Annotated in this window: 15 protein-coding genes, 7 tRNA genes and 3 rRNA genes; 24 read left to right on the top strand and 1 reads right to left on the bottom strand. The window is 52.9% G+C overall.

The window, feature by feature from the left end; all coding sequences use genetic code 11:
- Window positions 1-2: 2 nt before the first annotated feature.
- The 17 genes from dusB (at window position 3) to RIN67_RS10335 (ending at window position 15,667) form a co-directional block, all read left to right on the top strand.
- A complete protein-coding gene (dusB, locus tag RIN67_RS10415; protein WP_264999943.1) occupies window positions 3-1,034 on the top strand; it encodes a tRNA dihydrouridine synthase DusB in 1,032 nt (343 codons plus the stop codon).
- A 521-nt stretch (window positions 1,035-1,555) separates the two neighbouring features.
- Window positions 1,556-3,121, top strand: a 16S ribosomal RNA gene (locus tag RIN67_RS10410).
- 87 nt (window positions 3,122-3,208) lie between these two features.
- Window positions 3,209-3,283, top strand: a tRNA-Ile gene (locus RIN67_RS10405).
- Window positions 3,284-3,302: 19 nt separating this feature from the next.
- A tRNA-Ala gene (locus RIN67_RS10400) sits at window positions 3,303-3,375 on the top strand.
- A 167-nt stretch (window positions 3,376-3,542) separates the two neighbouring features.
- Window positions 3,543-6,458, top strand: a 23S ribosomal RNA gene (locus RIN67_RS10395).
- A gap of 64 nt (window positions 6,459-6,522) precedes the next feature.
- A 5S ribosomal RNA gene (gene rrf / locus RIN67_RS10390) occupies window positions 6,523-6,639 on the top strand.
- The 16S, 23S and 5S rRNA genes sit together here with 4 tRNA genes alongside, the layout of an rRNA operon.
- 6 nt (window positions 6,640-6,645) lie before the next feature.
- Window positions 6,646-6,718, top strand: a tRNA-Asn gene (locus tag RIN67_RS10385).
- A 24-nt stretch (window positions 6,719-6,742) separates the two neighbouring features.
- Window positions 6,743-6,815 (top strand) — tRNA-Thr (locus RIN67_RS10380).
- Between the two features lie 242 nt (window positions 6,816-7,057).
- The gene (locus RIN67_RS10375; protein WP_024747567.1) at window positions 7,058-7,378 is read left to right on the top strand and encodes a PTS sugar transporter subunit IIB; all 321 of its coding nucleotides are present in this window, start codon (window positions 7,058-7,060) and stop codon (window positions 7,376-7,378) included.
- Between the two features lie 775 nt (window positions 7,379-8,153).
- Complete coding sequence (locus tag RIN67_RS10370) at window positions 8,154-9,632, top strand: peptide MFS transporter (protein ID WP_390894171.1); 1,479 nt, start codon at window positions 8,154-8,156, stop codon at window positions 9,630-9,632.
- Window positions 9,633-9,709: 77 nt separating this feature from the next.
- A complete protein-coding gene (locus RIN67_RS10365) occupies window positions 9,710-10,525 on the top strand; it encodes a metallophosphoesterase (protein WP_265000310.1) in 816 nt (271 codons plus the stop codon).
- Between the two features lie 81 nt (window positions 10,526-10,606).
- Window positions 10,607-10,689 (top strand) — tRNA-Tyr (locus RIN67_RS10360).
- Between the two features lie 7 nt (window positions 10,690-10,696).
- Window positions 10,697-10,768: transfer RNA gene (locus tag RIN67_RS10355), tRNA-Gln, on the top strand.
- Window positions 10,769-10,944: 176 nt separating this feature from the next.
- Complete coding sequence (locus tag RIN67_RS10350) at window positions 10,945-12,909, top strand: S9 family peptidase (protein ID WP_265000309.1); 1,965 nt, start codon at window positions 10,945-10,947, stop codon at window positions 12,907-12,909.
- A gap of 1 nt (window position 12,910) precedes the next feature.
- Window positions 12,911-13,711 (top strand): pyrroline-5-carboxylate reductase, encoded by an 801-nt coding sequence (gene proC / locus RIN67_RS10345; protein WP_265000308.1) that lies wholly within the window; start codon window positions 12,911-12,913, stop codon window positions 13,709-13,711.
- A gap of 75 nt (window positions 13,712-13,786) precedes the next feature.
- Window positions 13,787-14,929 (top strand): N-acetylglucosamine-6-phosphate deacetylase, encoded by a 1,143-nt coding sequence (nagA, locus tag RIN67_RS10340; RefSeq protein WP_265000307.1) that lies wholly within the window; start codon window positions 13,787-13,789, stop codon window positions 14,927-14,929.
- Between the two features lie 36 nt (window positions 14,930-14,965).
- Window positions 14,966-15,667: a GntR family transcriptional regulator gene (locus RIN67_RS10335; RefSeq protein WP_024747573.1), complete on the top strand. Its 702-nt coding sequence runs from the start codon at window positions 14,966-14,968 to the stop codon at window positions 15,665-15,667.
- A gap of 109 nt (window positions 15,668-15,776) precedes the next feature.
- Here RIN67_RS10335 and RIN67_RS10330 read toward each other — a convergent pair whose 3' ends face one another.
- Window positions 15,777-16,505 carry a WecB/TagA/CpsF family glycosyltransferase gene (locus tag RIN67_RS10330; protein WP_265000306.1) on the bottom strand — a complete coding sequence of 243 codons (729 nt, stop codon included), beginning with the start codon at window positions 16,503-16,505 and terminating at the stop codon, window positions 15,777-15,779.
- A 159-nt stretch (window positions 16,506-16,664) separates the two neighbouring features.
- Here RIN67_RS10330 and RIN67_RS10325 point away from each other — a divergent pair, with 159 nt between their 5' ends.
- The 7 genes from RIN67_RS10325 to RIN67_RS10295 all read left to right on the top strand — a co-directional run bounded on the left by RIN67_RS10325 (window position 16,665) and on the right by RIN67_RS10295 (window position 22,812).
- Entirely contained in the window at window positions 16,665-18,131 is a 1,467-nt protein-coding gene (locus RIN67_RS10325) for a nicotinate phosphoribosyltransferase (protein ID WP_265000305.1), read from the top strand.
- A gap of 28 nt (window positions 18,132-18,159) precedes the next feature.
- Window positions 18,160-18,993 (top strand): ammonia-dependent NAD(+) synthetase, encoded by an 834-nt coding sequence (gene nadE, locus RIN67_RS10320; RefSeq protein ID WP_056944166.1) that lies wholly within the window; start codon window positions 18,160-18,162, stop codon window positions 18,991-18,993.
- Between the two features lie 18 nt (window positions 18,994-19,011).
- Complete coding sequence (locus RIN67_RS10315) at window positions 19,012-19,446, top strand: hypothetical protein (protein ID WP_265000303.1); 435 nt, start codon at window positions 19,012-19,014, stop codon at window positions 19,444-19,446.
- A 68-nt stretch (window positions 19,447-19,514) separates the two neighbouring features.
- On the top strand, window positions 19,515-19,997 hold the full coding sequence (locus RIN67_RS10310) for a SprT family protein (RefSeq protein ID WP_024747578.1): 483 nt from the start codon (window positions 19,515-19,517) through the stop codon (window positions 19,995-19,997).
- 16 nt (window positions 19,998-20,013) lie between these two features.
- A complete protein-coding gene (gene thrB, locus RIN67_RS10305) occupies window positions 20,014-20,898 on the top strand; it encodes a homoserine kinase (RefSeq protein ID WP_265000302.1) in 885 nt (294 codons plus the stop codon).
- Window positions 20,899-20,977: 79 nt separating this feature from the next.
- A tRNA-Leu gene (locus RIN67_RS10300) sits at window positions 20,978-21,062 on the top strand.
- Between the two features lie 325 nt (window positions 21,063-21,387).
- On the top strand, window positions 21,388-22,812 hold the full coding sequence (locus RIN67_RS10295; RefSeq protein WP_056944164.1) for an MATE family efflux transporter: 1,425 nt from the start codon (window positions 21,388-21,390) through the stop codon (window positions 22,810-22,812).
- Window positions 22,813-22,885 lie beyond the last annotated feature (73 nt).

Genomic DNA, 22,885 nt, shown 5'->3' with positions numbered 1-22,885 from the left:
CGATGACTCAAGAACACTTGAATACTCCCTGGAAGATTGGTCAAGTCACGATTCCCAACCGAGTCGTGGTCGCGCCTATGGCTGGGGTGACGAACGTTGCCTTTCGTGTCATCTGTAAGGAGTTTGGCGCGGGTCTGGTTGAGTGTGAGATGATCTCTGGCCAGGGGATTCACTACCAGAACCAGCGGACGTTAGCCATGATGGCGGTCAATCCACGAGAACACCCGATGAGTATCCAGATTTTCGGTGGCACCCAAGAAACTTTAGTTCAAGCGGCCCAGTTTGTGGACCAACAGACGCCAGCGGACATTATCGATATCAATATGGGGTGTCCCGTGAACAAGGTCGTCAATACGGAAGCCGGTGCCAAGTGGCTTTTGGATCCGGATAAAGTCCACGATATGGTGGCTGCCGTGGTGGCCGCTGTACATAAGCCGGTAACGGTCAAGATGCGAACTGGCTGGGACGACCGGCATTTGTACGCCGTGGAGAACGCTTTAGCGGCTGAAGCGGGTGGTGCGAGTGCGGTGGCTATGCACGGACGGACCCGGAAGCAGATGTACCAGGGGAAGGCCGACTGGAACCTCTTATCACGGGTGGCCGCGCACCTGACGATTCCCTTTATGGGTAACGGGGATGTGCGGACCCCTGAAGACGCGAAACGGATGTTAACGGAGGTCGGCGCCGATGGGGTGATGATTGGCCGTGCGGTTATGGGAAATCCATGGTTGCTGAAGCGGATCAATCAGTACTTGGCAACGGGGGACCTGTTGCCGGAAGCAACGCCTGAGCAGAAGATCGGCTGGGCGAAGACCCATCTGCACGAATTATGTGTGGCTAAGGGACCGCAGGAAGGGCCGATGGATTTCCGGAATCAGGTTGCTTATTACCTCAAGGGTATCCCTCACGCAGCCCGTACCAAGGTCGCCTTGACGGATGCGACGGATGAGACCACAATGCAGACGCTACTGGATGACTTTTTGGCTAAGTTGTCGGCTCGTGCGCAGCGGGCCCCGGTTCGGCGGTATCGATAGTTTAGAATAGGAATAGGATCAGAAGGACCCAAGCTGCGGCTGACGGTCCTTTTTTGATAAATTGAGGATTTAACTGAAAAAAGGCTTGACCCGTTAGAGAATGATTGATAAGATATTATTTGTTGTCGCGAGGACAGCCAATTGCATAAATAACAAGTTTCTGAATGTTCATACAAATTTGAAATTTGTGCTTGACGCTGCAAACGTCAACTGATACAATGATTTATGTTGTCGAGATAACTTTGGCGGCAAACTTGATAAACAGGATTTTGAATAAACATTCAAAATTAAATTTAAAAAGTTGTTGACAGGTTTTAACCGACATGATATACTTTAAAAGTTGTCACGGAGCAATTGCTTCTGATAACTTGGTAGACCTTTGAAAACTGAACATTGTTTCGACAAACCGAATATGTGTAGGGCGGTTTGAATTTTAGATTCAAACCCGAAGCAATATTTGCGAAGTCAATTCGCTTTAAAAATGTAACAACAATCGATGAGCTATTCGAGCTTATCATCTTTAAGATGAGAGTTTGATCCTGGCTCAGGACGAACGCTGGCGGCATGCCTAATACATGCAAGTCGAACGAGTTCCCGTTGATTGACGTGCTTGCACTGATTTCAACATTGGAACGAGTGGCGAACTGGTGAGTAACACGTGGAAAACCTGCCCAGAAGCAGGGGATAACACTTGGAAACAGGTGCTAATACCGTATAACAACAAAAACCGCATGGTTTTTGTTTGAAAGGTGGCTTCGGCTATCACTTCTGGATGGTTCCGCGGCGCATTAGCTTGTTGGTGGGGTAACGGCTCACCAAGGCGATGATGCGTAGCCGACCTGAGAGGGTAATCGGCCACATTGGGACTGAGACACGGCCCAGACTCCTACGGGAGGCAGCAGTAGGGAATCTTCCACAATGGACGCAAGTCTGATGGAGCAATGCCGCGTGAGTGAAGAAGGGTTTCGGCTCGTAAAACTCTGTTGTTGAAGAAGAACGGGTGTCAGAGTAACTGTTGACATCGTGACGGTATTCAACCAGAAAGCCACGGCTAACTACGTGCCAGCAGCCGCGGTAATACGTAGGTGGCAAGCGTTGTCCGGATTTATTGGGCGTAAAGCGAGCGCAGGCGGTTTCTTAAGTCTGATGTGAAAGCCTTCGGCTTAACCGAAGAAGTGCATCGGAAACTGGGGAACTTGAGTGCAGAAGAGGACAGTGGAACTCCATGTGTAGCGGTGGAATGCGTAGATATATGGAAGAACACCAGTGGCGAAGGCGGCTGTCTAGTCTGCAACTGACGCTGAGGCTCGAAAGCATGGGTAGCGAACAGGATTAGATACCCTGGTAGTCCATGCCGTAAACGATGAGTGCTAGGTGTTGGAGGGTTTCCGCCCTTCAGTGCCGCAGCTAACGCATTAAGCACTCCGCCTGGGGAGTACGACCGCAAGGTTGAAACTCAAAGGAATTGACGGGGGCCCGCACAAGCGGTGGAGCATGTGGTTTAATTCGAAGCTACGCGAAGAACCTTACCAGGTCTTGACATCTTCTGCCAATCTTAGAGATAAGACGTTCCCTTCGGGGACAGAATGACAGGTGGTGCATGGTTGTCGTCAGCTCGTGTCGTGAGATGTTGGGTTAAGTCCCGCAACGAGCGCAACCCTTATTATCAGTTGCCAGCATTCAGTTGGGCACTCTGGTGAGACTGCCGGTGACAAACCGGAGGAAGGTGGGGATGACGTCAAATCATCATGCCCCTTATGACCTGGGCTACACACGTGCTACAATGGACGGTACAACGAGTCGCAAAGTCGCGAGGCTAAGCTAATCTCTTAAAGCCGTTCTCAGTTCGGATTGCAGGCTGCAACTCGCCTACATGAAGTTGGAATCGCTAGTAATCGCGGATCAGCATGCCGCGGTGAATACGTTCCCGGGCCTTGTACACACCGCCCGTCACACCATGAGAGTTTGTAACACCCAAAGCCGGTGAGGTAACCTTTTGGAGCCAGCCGTCTAAGGTGGGACAGATGATTAGGGTGAAGTCGTAACAAGGTAGCCGTAGGAGAACCTGCGGCTGGATCACCTCCTTTCTAAGGAATATACGGAGGCTACACATACTTTGTTGAAACAATGGTCAGTTTTGAGGGGTCTACCCTCAAAGCCTTATGTGCTTTTTTGGGCGTATAGCTCAGCTGGTTTAGAGCGCACGCCTGATAAGCGTGAGGTCGATGGTTCGAGTCCATTTATGCCCATTGACCGTAAGGTCGATATGGGGAATTAGCTCAGATGGGAGAGCACCTGCTTTGCAAGCAGGGGGTCAACGGTTCGATTCCGTTATTCTCCATTGATGCGAAAGCATCATAGAATTTGTTCTTTGAAAACTAGATACTATCAATTATTTTCCTTTAATTATTAAGATAATTAAACCGAGAACACCGCGTTTATTTTGAGTTTTTTAATTAGTTTAAATCGCTAATACTCGATTAATCGTTTATCACGTCGTGATAAATAGGTTAAGTTATGAAGGGCGCATGGTGAATGCCTTGGTACTAGGAGCCGATGAAGGACGGGACTAACACCGATATGCTTCGGGGAGCTGTACGTAAGCTTTGATCCGGAGATTTCCGAATGGGGAAACCCAATCATCTTTACCGATGATTACAACTTGACGAATACATACTCAAGTTGTGGCAGACGTGGGGAACTGAAACATCTAAGTACCCACAGGAAGAGAAAGAAAATTCGATTCCCTAAGTAGCGGCGAGCGAACGGGGAACAGCCCAAACCAATGTGCTTGCACATTGGGGTTGTAGGACTGAACATTTGAGTTACCAAAGTCAATGATAATCGAAGTGTCTGGGAAGGCACGGCAGAGAGGGTGATACCCCCGTAGATGAAATCGTTGACCCTCAGTTCAGAATCCTGAGTACGGCCAGACACGTGAAACCTGGTCGGAATCCGGGAGGACCATCTCCCAAGGCTAAATACTCCCTAGTGACCGATAGTGAACCAGTACCGTGAGGGAAAGGTGAAAAGCACCCCGGAAGGGGAGTGAAATAGTTCCTGAAACCATGTGCCTACAATTAGTTAGAGCCCGTTAATGGGTGATAGCGTGCCTTTTGTAGAATGAACCGGCGAGTTACGTTAATTTGCAAGGTTAAGGTGTAAAGACCGGAGCCGCAGCGAAAGCGAGTCTGAAACGGGCGTTTCAGTAAATTGACGTAGACCCGAAACCAGGTGACCTATCCATGTCCAGGCTGAAGGTGCGGTAAAACGCACTGGAGGGCCGAACCCGTGTATGTTGAAAAATGCTGGGATGAGGTGTGGATAGCGGTGAAATTCCAAACGAACTTGGAGATAGCTGGTTCTCTCCGAAATAGCTTTAGGGTTAGCCTCGGAGTCAAGAATCGTGGAGGTAGAGCCACTGTTTGGACTAGGGGCCCGTCATGGGTTACTGAATTCAGATAAACTCCGAATGCCACAGATTTATATCCGGGAGTCAGACGATGAGTGATAAGATCCACCGTCGAAAGGGGAACAGCCCAGACCACCAATTAAGGTCCCTAAATATGTGCTAAGTGGAAAAGGATGTGGAATTGCATAGACAGCTAGGATGTTGGCTCAGAAGCAGCCACCATTTAAAGAGTGCGTAATAGCTCACTAGCCGAGTGACTCTGCGCCGAAAATATACCGGGGCTAAGCACATTACCGAAATTGTGGACGCAACTATGTTGCGTGATAGGAGAGCGTTCTAAGGGCGACGAAGTTAGACCGCAAGGACTAGTGGAGCGCTTAGAAGTGAGAATGCCGGTATGAGTAGCGAAAGATCAGTGAGAATCTGATCCACCGAATGACTAAGGTTTCCTGGGGAAGGCTCGTCCTCCCAGGGTTAGTCGGGACCTAAGCCGAGGCCGAGAGGCGTAGGCGATGGATAACAGGTTGATATTCCTGTACTAGTTAATGTTGTTTGAACGATGGAGGGACGCAGGAGGCTAAAGCATGCGCACGATTGGAAATGTGCGTCCAAGCGTCAAGTCTGGTGATGAGTCAAATGCTTATCACTAAGGACAAGGCGTGACGGGGACCGAATTTTAGTAGGGAAGTGCTCCACGTCACACTGCCGAGAAAAGCTTCTAGTTAGACATTAATTACCCGTACCGCAAACCGACACAGGTAGTCGAGGAGAGTATCCTAAGGTGAGCGAGTGAACTCTTGTTAAGGAACTCGGCAAAATGACCCCGTAACTTCGGGAGAAGGGGTGCTACACGCAAGTGTAGCCGCAGTGAAAAGGCCCAGGCGACTGTTTATCAAAAACACAGGTTTCTGCAAAATCGTAAGATGACGTATAGGGGCTGACGCCTGCCCGGTGCTGGAAGGTTAAGTGGATGAGTTAGCTTCGGCGAAGCCCAGAAATGAAGCCCCAGTAAACGGCGGCCGTAACTATAACGGTCCTAAGGTAGCGAAATTCCTTGTCGGGTAAGTTCCGACCCGCACGAAAGGCGTAACGATCTGGGCACTGTCTCAACAAGAGACTCGGTGAAATTATAGTACCTGTGAAGATGCAGGTTACCCGCGACAGGACGGAAAGACCCCATGGAGCTTTACTGTAGCTTGATATTGGGTGTTGACACAGCTTGTACAGGATAGGTCGGAGCCGTAGATATCGGAACGCTAGTTTCGATGGAGGCGCTGGTGGGATACGACCCTCGCTGTGTGAACACTCTAACCCGCACCACTTATCGTGGTGGGAGACAGTGTCAGGTGGGCAGTTTGACTGGGGCGGTCGCCTCCTAAAAAGTAACGGAGGCGCCCAAAGGTTCTCTCAGAATGGTTGGAAATCATTCGTCGAGTGTAAAGGCAGAAGAGAGCTTGACTGCGAGACAGACAGGTCGAGCAGGGACGAAAGTCGGGCTTAGTGATCCGGTGGTACCGTATGGAAGGGCCATCGCTCAACGGATAAAAGCTACCCTGGGGATAACAGGCTTATCTCCCCCAAGAGTCCACATCGACGGGGAGGTTTGGCACCTCGATGTCGGCTCATCGCATCCTGGGGCTGTAGTCGGTCCCAAGGGTTGGGCTGTTCGCCCATTAAAGCGGTACGCGAGCTGGGTTCAGAACGTCGTGAGACAGTTCGGTCCCTATCCGTCGCGGGCGTAGGAAATTTGAGAGGAGCTGTCCTTAGTACGAGAGGACCGGGATGGACATACCGCTGGTGTACCAGTTGTGCCGCCAGGCGCATCGCTGGGTAGCTATGTATGGATGAGATAAACGCTGAAAGCATCTAAGTGTGAAACTCGCCTCGAGATGAGATTTCCCATTCCTATATGGAAGTAAGACCCCTGAGAGATGATCAGGTAGATAGGCTGGAAGTAGCAGCACCGTGAGGTGTGGAGCGGACCAGTACTAATCGGTCGAGGACTTAACCAAGTAATGGTGTTCTCAAGAAGATAATTGGTAGTAGCTAGTTTTGAGAGAATAAGTTCTCTTATAGTGTGGTGGCGATAGCCTGAAGGATACACCTGTTCCCATGCCGAACACAGAAGTTAAGCTTCAGCACGCCAAAAGTAGTTGGGGGATCGCCCCCTGCGAGGATAGGACGTTGCCACGCGATTATTCCGGCATAGCTCAGTTGGTAGAGCACCTGACTGTTAATCAGGTTGTCGACGGTTCGAGCCCGCCTGCCGGAGTTATGCTGGATTTACAGCAAGTATGCCGGCTTAGCTCAGCTGGTAGAGCATCGGTATCGTAAACCGAGGGGCGGGGATTCGAATTCCTCAGCCGGCATCTGATGAAGTTCAAACCATTTGGTTTGAACTTTTTTTGTGCAAAAATTTAGGTGTACGCAGATCAACTTCTTTAAAATTGGTATAGACACGGAGTGATAATTGGTCTAGTCTGAAAAACCCTGATATACCGCAAATCATACCACGAATATAAATATTGATTTTTATGAATAGGGGTTGTGGTCTACAATGCTTAGTGATATTCTTAATATATTGAAAGATATCAAAGGGAGATGCCAGATCATGAAGAATGTATTGCTAGTTTCGGGACGGGGGATTACCAGTCGGTTGTTTTTAGGAGAAGCCAAGCGGGTCGCAGAAACCCGGCACGCCAACTTGAAGTTTACGGCGGTGGGCCTGGCTGACTTGACGCCTGAACTGTTAAGTCAACAAGCGCTTGTACTGTACACGCCGCAAGCTGCCTACCAGGCAGCAACGGACCTGGACCAGCAGGGAGCCGTTCAAACGGCGGTTATTCCGAATGATATTTATGGTTGGCTGAACAGCGAAGCCCTGGTTAAGTTTGCAATGCATCAACTTGCCGCAACCCCAGTGGTCGCTTAGAGTCGCCCTCTCTTAATGCTTTATGGACGTCGCTGATTACCGGTGGCCAGGCTACCGACGGGGAAATCAGCGACGTCATCAATCTGCCGAAAGTTTAACCTTAATTTTGGGACCTAGCGCGCAACGCTAGTCCTGAAAAGAAAACTGACGAAACTGTGTGCTGCAAGGGACACGGATTTCGTCAGTTTTTTTATCCACTGGGGGTAATCGTCTTCAAGCCAGGATTATAAGAAGACAGTGGGCGTGGCCTTGCGGAGAAATTTAGCTAACATCATAGGAAGAAAGTGACCAGCGGTGCTGCTGGTATTTCCCAACACCAGGTAGCTAACGGCTAGCCGACACCGCCACAAACAATCGTCAGTGGAACATAACGGGCCTAGTTGCCCGCTAGGGGTCCAGAGAAGGTGTGTTAAGCAGAATGGACCGGTGGCCCCCAAAATCTTTCCAGCTAAGGCGAGAGGGGGCGAAAAGTACACCAATTAATGGCCGGTTGTGTTCGGCAAATGATAAGTTCAAACTTTGTGAATGATAAATGAATAAAAAATAAGAGGATTGCATGAGATACCTAATTTTTTATTCATTGTCACACCGCTGTTGCGGGCTCTTTGATGGCGCTTTTATTAGGAAAACCGTTGCGTAATAACGTTTCATGTCTTATAATTATCACTATGTTTTATTAAAGGCTTATGAGACACCGTGCATAATCGGGTCTAACCGTTATGCCTTACGGAGCATAAAAAAACGTTTTAGGAAATGCAATGGAGGTATTATTAATTTGAATAACAAGTCGGACGTTAGCCAAGACAAGTCGTTCTTTGGCCAACCACGTGGATTGTCCACGCTGTTCTTCACCGAAATGTGGGAACGATTTAGTTACTACGGAATGCGGGCCATCCTGATCTACTACATGTACTATTCAGTAACCAAGGGTGGTTTAGGATTCAATCAAGGAACTGCCGCATCCATCATGTCCATTTACGGATCAATGGTTTACTTATCATCCGTCCTCGGGGGCTACTTAAGTGACCGGGTCTGGGGAAGTCGCCGGACCGTCTTCATTGGTGGGGTGCTGATTATGTTCGGGCACATCGCCTTATCCCTCCCCGCAGGTAAAATGGCCCTGTTCGTCTCGATCCTCTTGATTGTTTTAGGGACTGGATTGTTAAAGCCCAACGTTTCTGAAATGGTTGGGAGCTTGTACGCTGCTGGAGACAGTCGGCGGGACTCCGGGTTCACCATCTTCGTGTTCGGGATTAACTTAGGGTCGTTAGTGGCACCATTACTGGTCGGTTGGCTGGGAATGAACTACAACTTCCACCTGGGCTTCTCTTTAGCCGCAATCGGGATGTTCTTGGGTCTGATCCAATACTGGGTCGGGGGTAAGAAGTACCTTAGCAAGGATAGCCTGTACCCAACTGATCCGTTGGAACCAGGTGACATGAAGAAGCTAAGCGGCCGGGTCATCGTCGGTTTGGTAGCTTTCGCTTTAATCCTAGTTCTGATGTACCTGTTGCACGCCTTGAACCTGAACAACTTCGTGGTCTTGCTGTCAATCATCGCGTTGGCAACGCCAGTGGTCTACTTCGTGATTTTCTTGACCAGTAAGAAAGTTACGGCACAAGAACGGAAGCACGTCTGGGCTTACCTGGGCCTGTTTATCGCCGCAGCCATCTTCTGGGCCATCGAAGAACAAGGCTCGTCAGTGTTAGCCTTGTTCGCTGCGAACCAGACCAACAACAACTTCTTAGGCCTGCACATCTCGCCATCTTGGTATCAATCACTGAACCCATTGTTCATCTTGATCTACACGCCAATCTTTGCGATGCTGTGGAACAAGTGGGGGAAGAAGCAACCAAGTTCACCAGCGAAGTTCGCTACCGGGATGTTGTTTGCCGGGGCTTCCTACTTGATCATGGTGATTCCAGTGGTCTTATTCGGCACCAATTCACTGGTCAGCCCATTATGGTTGGTCGGTAGCTGGGCCGTGGTGGAAATCGCTGAATTGCTGATTTCACCAATTGGGCTCTCCGTGACGACGAAGTTAGCGCCACGGGCCTTCCAGTCGCAAATGATGAGTATGTGGTTCTTGGCCGATTCTGCCGGGCAAGCCGTCAACGCGCAAATCGTTAAGTTGTACACGCCAGAAAATGAAGTTGCGTACTTTATGGGTGTGGCCATCGTGGCGATTGTCGCCGGGTTGATCATGTTCGCGCTGGTTAAACCAATTAAGAATTTAATGGCGGGGATTAAATAATTCCCGATAATCCGTCAAAAGTGCTACGCTAGGTAAAACTAGTGGCGCACTTTTTTTGGTTTTAAGGAGGCGAGAAAATGGCGCGAGTCGCGTTAATCAGTGATCTGCATTTTGATGTTAACCAGGTGGACCCCGCCACGGTACTCCCCCAGCAAGCCGCCTACCTAAAGGCCCAAAACGTGGCGTTGTACCTGATTGCCGGTGACCTGACCAACCACTTTAATCAGTCGTTGGCTATCGTCCAGCAGCTCCAGACGCTCTTAGCGCCGGCTCAGGTGCGGTTTATTGCCGGGAACCATGACATGTTGCACGATGTGAGTTACGCGGCCTTAGAGACGCCGTTATCGCCGTTGTACCTGCATCATCAATTCTACGATCTTCCGGGAACCAATTGGCGAATTATCGGCAACAACGGCTGGTACGATTATCAGTACGCGGATAACTTGTCCGGCCGCAACTTTTTGGCCTGGAAGCGGGCCTTTTGGATCGACAGTACGATCACCCAGCCGATGAGTGATGATGAGCGAATGGACCGGGTGTTGATCCAGATTCAAGCACAACTAGTCCAGGCTCGGCGAGCGAACAAGCAGGTCTTTTTGATGACGCACTTTGTGCCGCGACGGGAGTTTATCCGCTACACCGCAGACGACCGGTTCTGGAACATGGCCAACGCCTTGATGGGCAGCCCGCGACTCGGACAGTTAGCGGCGACCTATCAGGTCCCGTACGTGCTCTTTGGCCACCTCCACCGGCATTTTTGGCCCCAACACTTGGGGGCTGTCACGTACTTGAATCAGGCGCTGGGCTACCATAACCGGCGGCTCAACGAGTGGGACGCCCCCGATTTCATGACGGAATGGCGGCACCGGTTAAAAATTATGACGTTAAGTTAAAAAAGTTTCCGAAAAAGCTTGACGGTTTATGCAGAATTTTGTATGATAGTGAAGTTGATTCGTTACGACGATTCATTTTTTGGAGGGGTAGCGAAGTCTGGCTAAACGCGGCGGACTGTAAATCCGCTCCTTCGGGTTCGGTGGTTCGAATCCACTCCCCTCCATTTTTATTGGGCTATAGCCAAGTGGTAAGGCAACGGGTTTTGATCCCGTGATGCGCTGGTTCGAACCCAGCTAGCCCAATCAGGAGAACCACCTCGGATAGACGATACCGGTTGACGGTATCGTCTTTTTTTTGTCGTTTGGGCCGTCAGCCGGGCACCGGAAAATTGACAAGTCAGCTAATTTTCGCTACAGTCAACTTAACAATTGCTCTGGACCAGTTTGTTGAGTGAGCCAAAAATAGGGGGTTATTTGTCATGACAGTCGTAGAACCGGAAGACCTGTTCGCCATGCGTCCGTTGGCCCAACCAGTCAGTGATGGTCAGCGGGTCTACTACTTGGAAACACGCCTAGACCAGTCGGCCAATGCGCGGCAGACCATGATTGCCAGTGTCCGCTTAAGCGATGGCGAGGACCGGCGACGGTGGAGTCCCGTGGGGGTCGATGTTCACCAGTTAACGTTGAGCCCGAATGGTCAGCAGTTAGCGTTTAGCGGGGTGATTCACGACCACGCCCAGCTCTTTGTGATGGCAACGACCGGTGGGGCAGCCGTCCAGGTGACCCACGGCGATGCTGACGTGCACCACCTGCTGTGGTCTGCGGACGGGCGGAACGTCTACTTTCAAGTTGATCGGATTCCACAGGATAGTCCCGCGACCCCCGCGCGCCCGGCCGTCCAGGTGGTCGATTGCCTGCGGTATCAACAAAATGGTCGGGGAATCTTGCCCCAACACGTGATCCATCAGGCGATTCGGTACCAGTTGGCTACGGGGGATCAGACGGTGGTGCTTGAACGGGCCACGGACTTTACCGTGACGGCGGCGACCACCCAAGGGCTCCTCTACGATGCCGAACGGTTGCCCCATGATGAACACGACTTTAGCGCAGGGGTCTATTGGCACCCGTTCACGGGTGGCCCGGATCACCTCTTGACGGCGGCACTGACTGCCGGTTCGTTTAGCCAGGGACAATTGGCTAGCGATGGGCACCGGGTCCTGCTATGGGGCCAGGATAACCACGTCCCCAACGTGTCGCAGTACCATGCGTGGGTGACGGACGTTCAACAGCCTAAGCTTCGCGACCTGACCGCGCCCCGTGACGTGGAAGTGGGCAACATGGTGGCCATGGACAGTCAGCAACGGTTATCGGGACGCTACGTTGCGTGGCTGAATGACCAGACCGTGGTGACGTTGGAAAACACCCACGGCCGGTTAGAACTAATGGCCCAGGACCTTGAATCGGACCGGGTCACGCCGCTATTGACCGGTGACCGGGCTATTACCGACTTCGCGGTGATTGATCAGTACACCATCGTCTTTACGGAAAGTACCATGACCAGCGTCAGTCGGCTAAAGGTCCTCGATGTACCATCCGGGACCGAACGCGAGTTGATCAATCCCAACGCGACCTACGAGGCCCAACGGACGTTGGTAACGGGACAACGTTTTACCTTTAAGGGCGCTCAGGACTGGCCCATCGAAGGCTGGTACTTCGCGCCAGTCGCGGGTAAGCCACAGCATCCAGCGGTCTTGTACGTCCACGGTGGCCCCCAGGTCGACTTCGGGTACGGGTTCTATCATGAGCTGCAGTACTTGGCCGGTCGGGGATATGGCGTAATCGCCATTAACCCGCGGGGCGGAAATAGTTATGGCCAGGACTTTGAGACGGCGGTTTTGGGTCATTACGGTGACGGCGACTTTACGGATCTGATGCGTGGGACCGATGCGGCCTTAGCCCTGGACCCAACGATTGATCCGCACCAACTCTGTGTGACGGGCGGATCGTACGGCGGCTTCATGACCAATTGGATCGAGACCCACACCGACCGGTTCGCGGCGGCCGTGACTCAGCGGTCGATTGCCAACTGGATTAGCTTTTACGGGACCAGTGACATTGGGTATTACTTTACCCCGTGGGAGCTGAAGCAGGATATGCGCAATATCCAAGCACTCTGGCGTTTTTCCCCGTTAGCGTACGTTAAGCAAGCGCACACGCCCATCCTGGTGATGCATGGCATGGAAGACTTGCGGTGTCCGACGGGGCAGGGAGAGGAATTCTTCGTGGGGTTGAAGGAAGCGGGGGTCGAGACCCAGCTGGTCCTATTCCCCCAGTCGAATCACGAGCTCTCCCGGTCGGGGCTGCCGCATTTGCGTGTTGAACGGTTAAAACGAATTGATCAGTGGTTCCGGGAACATCTACCGGCCACTAAGGAGGACGAATAAGATGACAAAGATTGGATTTATTGGTGTTGGCGGGATGGCTCAGGCCATCATTGGCGGTCTGCTGAAGGCCCGGGCGTTCGCGCCGGCTGATATCGTGGTGCATAGCCACCAAGCGGCCCACTACCAGCCGTACGCGCAACGGCTAGGCTTGACGGCGGTCACCAGTAACGCCGACCTGGTAGCTGCCAGTGACTTGGTGGTCTTGGCAGTGACGCCCAACGTTGCGGCGACCGTCTTAACGGAAATCAAGCCAGTCCTAACGCCCCAGAAGACCTTGATCTCCATCGTGGCGGGCCTAACGTTGACTAAGATGGCCACGTTGGTGGGGGACCAACAACCGATTCTACGGACCCTTCCGAATGTCAACGTCGAGATTGGCGCGGGGATGACGGCCGTGGCCGCTAACGCTGAATTAACGGGCGCCGCGCGGACCACTGCTGAGGACGTCTTCAATGTACTGGGAAGCACTACGACGTTGAACGAAGACCAATTCGGTATCTTCAGTGCCCTGGCCGGGAGTTCCCCCGCGTACATCGACTTCTTCATCGATAGCTTAAGTCGGGCCGGAGTGAAGTATGGGCTATCCAAGCAACAGGCGACCCAGATTGCCGCCCAGGCCACGTTGGGTTCGGCACAGATGGTCCTTAAGAGCGACAAGATTCCGTTCGCTCTGATCGACCAGGTAGCCTCACCCGGTGGCAGTACCGTAGCCGGTTTATTGGCGATGGAAGAGGCGGGCTTGATGACCGCCGTGGTTAAGGGTATCGACGCGACCGTTCAACGGGATCACGAAAACGCTTAGCTGGTTCTTGCAACTCTGGTCTATACCGATTATAATCAGCATGTAGGCTAAGACCAACCTGAGGAGGAAGAGCCATTGAGTATTGTCTTAAAACATGCAAAGATTTACACCGGTGAGACCGTGATTCCAGACGGGTACATTCGTTTCGACCAAAAGATCGAAGCCGTGGGTCCCGTGGCGGATTTTCGCCCGCTACCCGCAGACCAGGTCCACGTGGTGACGGGACGGACGATTGTCCCGGGATTTATTGATGTGCATAGCCATGGTGGTTATGGTTATGATAGTATGGATGGAGACCCCGACCAAATCAACGAGATGGTTAACCATATGGTTTATGAAGGAATTACGTCATTGTTCCCGACGACCATGACCCAGTCGAATCAAGCCATCGATCACGCGATGCGGGGAATCGCGGTGGCTGCTGAACGGAATCCGATTATTCAGGGAGTGCACCTGGAAGGCCCATTTATCGCGGCCGTCTTCAAGGGCGCCCAACCGGAAAAGTACATTAAGGATCCCGACGTCGAGTTGTTAGACCATTGGAACCAGTTGTCGGGTAACCGGGTCAAATTAATTACCTATGCGCCCGAAGACGCGGGTGCGCAGAAGTTCGAAAGTTATTGCTTGGCGCACGGTATCGTCCCGTCCGTGGGGCACTCGAACGCGACGCGGGCACAATTGTTAGCCAGTCGGGCGACCCACGTGACCCACTTGTACAACGCACAACGGGGACTCCACCATCGTGAGCCGGGAGTCACCGGGCACGCGATGTTGGAAGATAACCTGTACTGTGAGTTGATCTGTGATGGGTTCCATATCGTTCCGGACATGGTAAAGTTGGCCTATCAGCAAAAGGGCCCACACCGGTTGGAACTGGTGACGGACGCCATGCGAGCCAAGGGGATGTCGGAAGGGGTCAGCGAGCTCGGTGGGCAGAAGGTCATCGTCAAGGACCGGCAGGCACGGCTCGAAAGCGGTAACCTGGCGGGTTCCGTCTTACGGTACGACGAAGCGTTCCGTAACGTGATCGCCTTTACGGGCTGCGACGTGAACGACGCCGTACAAATGAGTGCCGTGAACCAGGCGGCCGAGTTTGGCTTGGACCAAAAAGGAAAATTAACGGTCGGTCGGGATGCGGATCTCAATCTGCTGACGGCGGACCTGCACCTGATGGCGACCTACAGTTTAGGTCGCAGATTTGCGCATGATAAACACTAAACAATTACACAAGTTTTAGAAGGGATGTTGGTTGCTGTGAGTTCACCGATTTATATTCAAATTCATAATGACATTAAGCGGGCGATTGAGGCCGGTAAGTGGGCAGTGGGGGATCGGATCCCGTCCGAACGGGAGCTCTCACGCGATTTTGATGTGAGTCGGATGACACTGCGGCAGGCGATTCAGACCTTAGTCGACGAAGGGATTCTGGAACGTCAAGTGGGTTCCGGGACCTACGTGGCCAACCAGAAGGTCCAAGAGAAAATGTCCGGGGTCACGAGTTTTACGGACCTGATGCTGGCGCAGGGCAAGCAACCCTCCAGCAAGACGATTTCGTACCACGTGATGAACCCTTCCCTGAGTGAAGCCGAGAAGCTGAAGCTGGGTGAAGACGACGTGGTCCTGCGGATGGAACGGATTCGGTACGGAGATGATGTGCCCATTTGTTTTGAAGTCGCAACGGTCCCGGATCGGCTGGTCAAGGGCTTGAATAAGAAGGAAGTCACCAGCTCCTTGTACCGGGCACTGGAAGATAAGAAAAAGCTGATTCCCGGAAAGGCACAACAGACGGTCTCCGCGATGTCGGCGTCCGAACGGATTGCTGAATATCTGAAGATCAAGCGGGGCGACGCCATCTTGCGTTTGCGGCAAGTGACCTACCTGCAAGACGGGACGCCGTTTGAGTACGTGCGGACCCAGTACGTGGGTGAACGCTTTGAGTTCTACCTAGAAAAATAACCGAATAACTCAGAATACCTCCCACTAGCGGCCCACGGTCGTTAGGGGAGGTATTCTTGTAAGCGAGTCAATATTATGATGTTTATGGAAAAATTAGGAATGTAATCATCTAGTGCTTAGCCTGCTGGCGAACCAGACGCAGGTAGCGGGGAATCACGGCGATCCGTTTAAGCCGTTTAGGTTCCTTAAGCGTCCGGTAGGCCCATTCCAAGTGATGTTTTTGCCAGAATTCAGGAGCTCGAGGGACCGTCCCGGCGAGCGCGTCGAAGCTCCCGCCGACCCCCATCCACAGGCCGTTTACGGCTTGGCGGTGGGTCGCGATGAAGTGTTCTTGCTTGGGGAAGCCCAGGGCCGCGAAGACCATGTCCGGTTGTTTGGCAGCGATGTCGTCGGCAACGGTCTGTTCGTCCGTAAAGTACCCGTCGCGGAGCCCCACGATGTTCAACCCCGGGTAGTGACTGGGGAGAATGTCGCGGAGAAAGTCGATGACTTCCGGTTTGGCTCCCACGAAGTAGGCCGCTTTGTGGTGGTCACTGCCCCAAGTCAACAGAGCGGTCATGGTGTCGAAGCCAGTGATGCGTTCGGGAAGCGGGTCGCCTAGGATCTTGGCGCCGTCTAAGATGCCCACGCCGTCGGGGGTCACGAAGTCTGCGTGTTGCAGCAGCCGGAGGTAGTCCGCGTGTTGGTGGGCGTACATCACAATCTCTGGATTAGCGGTCACCACGAAGGTGTTTTGCTGGTGGTCGATGCGGGCCTGGAGGGTCGACAGGAATTGGGCCCGTGAGGCCTTAATGAACGGAACATTTAACACAGAAACGGTCGGAAATGTCGTTTGCATGGCAAGGACTCCTTTCGATTGTTCGGAGGATAAAGTCACTCTGAGGTTTGATATGAAATATTGGGCTGAATTGCGGGTTTCATGCTAAAATGTAAGAGATTATTGCATGAAAATCTGTCTCACATTCAGCTTGAAAACTAGCTAAGGGAGTAAAGAATTATGACAACTTTGTATCCTGATGACAGTTACACTCTGCACACGGATGCCTACCAGATCAACATGATTCAGACGTACTTTGAAGAAGGCATCGCCGACAAAAAAGCGGTTTTTGAAGTCTTCTTCCGCGACATGCCCTTTCACAACGGGTATGCCGTGTACGCAGGGTTAGAGCACGTTGTTCATTATATCCAAAATCTGCACTTTTCCCAAACCGATATTGCGTATTTGCGGGAAGCGGAGGATTATTCCGACGACTTCTTGGATTACCTGGCAAACTTTAAGTTTACGGGGTCGATTCGTTCAGCGGTCGAAGGGGAACTGGTCTACGCCCATGAACCTATTCTACAGGTTGAAGGGCCATTAGCCGACTGTCAATTAGTCGAAACCGCCATTTTAAATATCCTGAACTATCAAACGCTGGTGGCGACTAAAGCCGCCCGGATTCGTTCCGTGGCCGGTGACGATGCGCTGATGGAATTCGGGACGCGCCGGGCTCAAGAATTCGACGCAGCCATCTGGGGGACCCGGGCGGCCTACATCGGGGGCTTTAACGCGACGTCTAACGTTCGGGCCGGCAAGCTCTTTGGGATTCCCATCAGTGGCACGCACGCCCACGCGTTGGTGCAGACCTACGGCGATGACTACTCCGCCTTCAGGGCTTACGCGGAGACCCATCACGATTGCGTCTTCTTAGTGGACACGTATGACACCTTACGGAGTGGGGTGCCGAATGCCATTAAGGTTGCCCAGGAGATGGGCGATAAGATCAACTTCCAGGGTGTTCGGATCGATTCTGGCGATATGGCCTACCTGTCGAAGCGGGTCCGGCAAAAGTTGGACGAAGCAGGCTTCCCGAACGCGAAGATCTTTGCTTCCAACGACCTAGATGAAAAGACGATTCAAAGTTTGAAGATGCAAGATGCCAAAATCGATGTCTGGGGGATCGGAACTAAACTGATCACCGCCTTTGACCAACCAGCCCTGGGCGCCGTCTATAAGATGGTCGCCATCGAAGACAACCATGGGCAGATGCAACCGACGATCAAGCTGTCGAACAACGCCGAGAAGGTAACGACGCCTGGGAAGAAGCAAGTCTGGCGGATCACCAAGAAGACGGATGGGAAGACGGAAGGAGACTACGTGGCGCTGTCGAGTGAAGACCCCCGGAACTACGAAAGCCTCTTCATGTTCCACCCAAGTTACACCTACATCAACAAGACGGTCACGGACTTCAACGCCCGGCCACTCTTGCAGTCGATTTTCGAGGATGGTCAGTTGGTTTACAAGTTGCCCGCTCTGTCCGCGGTCCGGGATCGTGCCCGGGGCGCCTTGGCCAATCTGTGGCCGGAATACAAGCGGGATTTGAACCCGCAGAAGTATCCGGTCGACCTCTCCCAAGCTTGTTGGGACCAGAAGATGGAGATCATCAAGCAGATTCACAGTTACGTACAGAAGATGCCTGAATAACGCGGGATTATTTGAGGGGGTAAGAACGATGCGCGACATGCAACGAGAAATCATTGAGGCGCTCAAGGTCCAACCGACCATTGATCCGGAGACGGAGATTCGGCGGAGTGTGGACTTCTTAAAGGATTACCTACGCCACTATTCATTCATGAAGACCTTAGTTTTAGGAATCTCCGGTGGTCAGGACTCGACATTAGCGGGGGCTTTAGCCGAACAAGCGGTCACGGAGTTACGGCGGGAGACGGGACAGTCGGACTACCAGTTCATCGCGGTGCGGTTGCCGTACGGTGAACAGGCCGACGAAGCTGACGCAATGGCGGCCATCGACTTCATGAACGCTGACGTGGTGGAACGGGTCAACATTCAACCCGCCACGGACGCCATGGAAGCGGCTGTGACGGCTAACGGCGACACCATCAGTGACTTTAACAAGGGCAACATCAAGGCCCGCCAGCGGATGATCGCCCAGTACGCGATCGCCGGTGCCCGGAACGGGGCCGTCGTGGGGACCGACCATGCGGCCGAAGCGGTGACCGGATTCTACACCAAGTACGGGGATGGCGCTACGGACATCTGCCCGTTATGGCGGCTAGATAAGCGTCAGGGCGCGGCCATGCTGCGGTTCCTGGGTGCGCCGGAACACCTGTACCAAAAAGTCCCAACGGCCGATCTGGAAGACGACCGTCCGGCTTTACCGGATGAGGTAGCCTTAGGGGTCCGCTACCAAGACATTGACGACTACCTGGAAGGGAAGCCGGTCAGTGAACAAGCGGCTACGACGATTGAGAACTGGTATCGTAAGACGGCCCACAAGCGGCACTTACCCGTCAACGTGTACGATACGTTCTGGCGAGACAACTAAAATTTAGGAGCAGTCAAGATGCGAAAAACAAATCCAAACGTGTACTTTGGTGTATTGTCGAAGGTCCTACAAGGAACGGAAGACGAAGCCAACGACATGAACGCTGATTTTGAAAAGATTCGGCAGGCCTTAGACGCGCACACGGTCGACCAATTGACCGTGGCGGATCTGGCGGCGGTGGCGGACCACTTCCAAAAGGGAACCGATGGCTACCAAGCCAAGCTGGCGCAGTTGGAACAGGCCCAAGCCCCGATTAAAATTTTGGGGAAACACAAAAATTTGGTGACGGCTTTCCGGAATTACACTGAGGGATGCCAAGCCATGACAGATAGTATTCATCCTGCGGACCAGACGGTCGATGAAGCCGCCTTTAACGCTGCTGAGCAGCAACAAGAGGAAGCTATGGGCAAAGTCACCGCCATGACCCAACGGATTATGACGAGTCAAATGTAAGGCCGACGGGCGCTTCACGAAGGTGGAGCGCCTGCTTGCCAATCGTGAGGTTGAAAGGGGATGGTTGCATGACCGATGAAGCGCTACAGCGGTTAGTCGAGCAACTCTCACAGCAGTTCTTTGGGCATCCCTTCCGGCATCACGCGTATTTTAACGCCCGTTTGCGGACGACTGGTGGCCGTTATCGGCTGCGGGATCACGACATCGAGATCAACCCGCGGATGTTAACGGAGCACGACCAGGCGACCTTGGAGGGCGTGATTAAGCACGAACTGTGTCACTACCATCTGCATCTAGCCGGACAGTCCGGTCAGCACCGAACCAAGGCTTTTCAACGTCTTCTCCGGCAGGTTGGCGGGTTGCGGTATGCGCCCGCCCCGGCCCCCGCGACGCCGCGATTGCGGCATTGGCAGGTCTACGTCTGTACGACCTGTCAGCAGCGGTACTACCGGTTACGCCGGGTGGACGTGACCAGGATGGTCTGTGGTCGGTGTCGCGGACGGCTGCGCTGGACGGGCGTGGTCACGGCGGCGACGCGGCCTAAAGATTGAAGGAGGCAAAAAATAAATGGGTAAAACAATTATTCGGGTACCGGCAACGGCCGCGAACCTGGGCCCCGGTATCGACTCGATTGGGGCCGCCCTACACCTGTATCTGACGGTCATTATCGAGGAACGGACGGAAGAGTGGCGGGTCAATCACGCGTTGGGGACGGAGATTCCCCGCGATGAGCATAACCTGATGGTCCAAGCGGCCTTAAAGGTGAACCCTAAGCTGCAGGCCCACCAGTTGACGGTGATGTCGGACATCCCGGTTTCCCGGGGGCTGGGGAGTTCCACCAGTGCCATCATTGCCGGCATCAAGATTGCCAATGAGCTGGGGGAGATGGACCTTTCCATCGCCAATCAACTGAACTGGGCGGTCAAAATTGGCGGTAACTTAGATAACGTGGCGCCCGCCTTAATGGGACAGGCTGCCGTGGCCACGGTCAACGACGGGCGGGCGGACGCGCTGTCGTTACCGTTACCGGCTAATCTATCCGCCCTGGTCTTTATTCCGGGACAGAAGTTATTGGCCCGGAAGAGCCGGGCGGCGTTACCCGCCACGGTCGACTTTAAGACGGCCGTGCACGCCAGCAGCGTGGCCAACGTGTTGGTTGCGGCGCTGCTAGCGGGGAATTGGGAACTAGCGGCCCGGATGATCGAGCGTGATGAGTTCCATGAGCAGGCCCGTTCGCAGCTGGTTCCTGAGCTAGACCAGATTCGCGAAGCGGCTCACGAGTTAGATATCGTGGGCACCTACCTCAGTGGGGCGGGACCAACCGTGGTCACGTTAGGCGATTCTGGAAAGTTAACGTTGTTACGCCATAAGCTGGCGGAGAAGAATTTACCGGGGAGTCTGCGGATTATCCCGGTAGATCAGCAGGGCGCCACGGTCCTGACCGATGCCTAGAATGAATTAATTTAAAATAACTTGCAAAAAATATTGTCAGTGTGAAAATCATTTGGTATACTATTTCTTGTGAGTTAATGCGGCCATGGCGGAATTGGCAGACGCGCAAGATTAAGGATCTTGTCGGGGTAATCCCGGTGGAAGTTCGAATCTTCTTGGCCGCATCAGAGGTTTACAGAAAAGTTTCCCAAGCAAAGTGCTTGGGAGACTTTTTTTATCGGTCTTTTTTACCCGCATGGGGTGATTAATTGGCAAGCGAGACCCAACCCTGAATGAATTTGTGACAAACAGGTAACAATTCCAGCACGCAATCGTTTTCAGGCTAATTTGACCTTTCCAAAAGTATTTTCGGCGCGTAGTATAGGGAATTAAATTGTCAGGAAAATCGCGTGAGCATATTTACAGACAAAGCTGGCTGATGGCGGTATAGTGGATGCCTTGTGGTTTTGACCTGATACCTATTATTTGAATAAGGAGGTCGGCATTTTTATGAACGACTTAACCAAGGGCAGTCCCCTCAAACTCATTTTCTTCTTTACCATCCCACTGTTGATTGGGAATTTATTCCAGCAATTATATAACGTTTCGGACACCGTGGTCGTCGGACAGACACTGGGCGTCAAGGCTTTAGCGGCCGTTGGGGCGACTGGCTCGATCAACTTCTTGATCATTGGTTTTGCGCAAGGACTTACCGCCGGCCTCGCCATCATCACGGCTACCCGGTACGGTGCCGGAGATCTGCGCGGCGTGCGGCGGTCGTTTGCCGCGAGCATTGTCATCTCGATTCTGATGACCATCCTGTTAACGATTCTGTCGTTGACCTTCGTGGATCCCATCTTGAAATTAATGCAGACGCCAGCGTCCATTTACGTGAACGCCCGGATCTTCATTCGGACCATCTTTGCCGGAATCTTCGCGTCGATGGCGTTCAACTTGCTGTCGAACATCATCCGGGCCTTAGGCGACTCGCGGACCCCGTTGATCTTCTTGGTCATCGGGACCGTGGTCAACGTGGCCTTGGAACTTCTGTTCATTCTGGTCTTCCATATGGGAGTGGCCGGTGCTGGGTGGGCGACCGTGATTTCACAAGTCGTCGCTTCGCTGCTATGTATCGCCTACATTGTCCGGTCAATTCCGCTCTTACACATCACCTGGGACGATTTCCGGGTCGACGTGAAGGAACTCTGGGACCACTTCTCAACTGGGATGCCAATGGGTTTCCAGCTCTCCATCATCGCGATTGGGACCATGGTGATGCAAGCGGCCTTGAACTCCTTAGGGACGGATTCTGTGGCGGCCTCGACGGCGGCTTCTAAGGTCGACCAACTCTGCTCGTTGCCGATGTCTTCGTTCGGGGTCACTATGGCGACCTTCGCAGCCCAAAACTTCGGGGCGGCCAAGTACGGCCGGATCCTAGAAGGGGTCAAGAAGACCCTGTGGCTGTCTGGGACCTTTGCCGTGGCAGCCGGTGCGTTGGTGATCTTCTTTGGACGGCCTATCGTCACGTTGATCATTGGGACGGCCGACGAACACGTGATTCAACTGTCACAGACCTACTTTAACATCATCGGAAGCACCTACCTGTTATTGAGTGTGCTGTTCATTATCCGAAACACCCTGCAGGGCCTGGGTCGGCGGGTCTTACCGACGTTGGCCGGTGTCGGAGAATTGACCATGCGGGTCTTCGCCGCACTGTTCATGGTGGGGGCCTTCGGGTATGCCGGTGCCGTTTCCGCGGAACCACTGGCTTGGCTGGGCTCCTGTGCAATTCTGGTGCCATCCTGGATTCGGGCGGTTCGGCAGTTGCGGAACCTGCAACGTTCTGAAGAGGTCATTAACGACCAAGACGACCACCAATCGGGAACGCCGGTGCCAGCCGATGGTACGGTTCCCGCACCGAAGTTTGAGTCGTAATCAAAAAAGCATGCTACACTAGGGATGGGACCTCACGGGGTCGCATCCTTTTTTAGTGGGATGACGGAAAAAC

It is taken from the genome of Levilactobacillus namurensis (assembly GCF_032197885.1).
In the GTDB taxonomy this organism is placed as follows: domain Bacteria; phylum Bacillota; class Bacilli; order Lactobacillales; family Lactobacillaceae; genus Levilactobacillus; species Levilactobacillus namurensis_A.
This window is presented reverse-complemented; position numbering and strand designations above follow the sequence as displayed.

Bases quoted from the DNA above. Each gene is read 5' to 3' on its own strand.
- dusB (WP_264999943.1), top strand. From the start codon at position 3: ATGACTCAAGAACACTTGAATACTCCCTGGAAGATTGGTCAAGTCACG.
- RIN67_RS10375 (WP_024747567.1), top strand. From the start codon at position 7,058: ATGAAGAATGTATTGCTAGTTTCGGGACGGGGGATTACCAGTCGGTTG.
- RIN67_RS10365 (WP_265000310.1), top strand. From the start codon at position 9,710: ATGGCGCGAGTCGCGTTAATCAGTGATCTGCATTTTGATGTTAACCAG.
- RIN67_RS10350 (WP_265000309.1), top strand. From the start codon at position 10,945: ATGACAGTCGTAGAACCGGAAGACCTGTTCGCCATGCGTCCGTTGGCC.
- proC (WP_265000308.1), top strand. From the start codon at position 12,911: ATGACAAAGATTGGATTTATTGGTGTTGGCGGGATGGCTCAGGCCATC.
- RIN67_RS10330 (WP_265000306.1), bottom strand. From the start codon at position 16,505: ATGCAAACGACATTTCCGACCGTTTCTGTGTTAAATGTTCCGTTCATT.
- RIN67_RS10325 (WP_265000305.1), top strand. From the start codon at position 16,665: ATGACAACTTTGTATCCTGATGACAGTTACACTCTGCACACGGATGCC.
- nadE (WP_056944166.1), top strand. From the start codon at position 18,160: ATGCGCGACATGCAACGAGAAATCATTGAGGCGCTCAAGGTCCAACCG.
- RIN67_RS10315 (WP_265000303.1), top strand. From the start codon at position 19,012: ATGCGAAAAACAAATCCAAACGTGTACTTTGGTGTATTGTCGAAGGTC.
- RIN67_RS10310 (WP_024747578.1), top strand. From the start codon at position 19,515: ATGACCGATGAAGCGCTACAGCGGTTAGTCGAGCAACTCTCACAGCAG.
- thrB (WP_265000302.1), top strand. From the start codon at position 20,014: ATGGGTAAAACAATTATTCGGGTACCGGCAACGGCCGCGAACCTGGGC.
- RIN67_RS10295 (WP_056944164.1), top strand. From the start codon at position 21,388: ATGAACGACTTAACCAAGGGCAGTCCCCTCAAACTCATTTTCTTCTTT.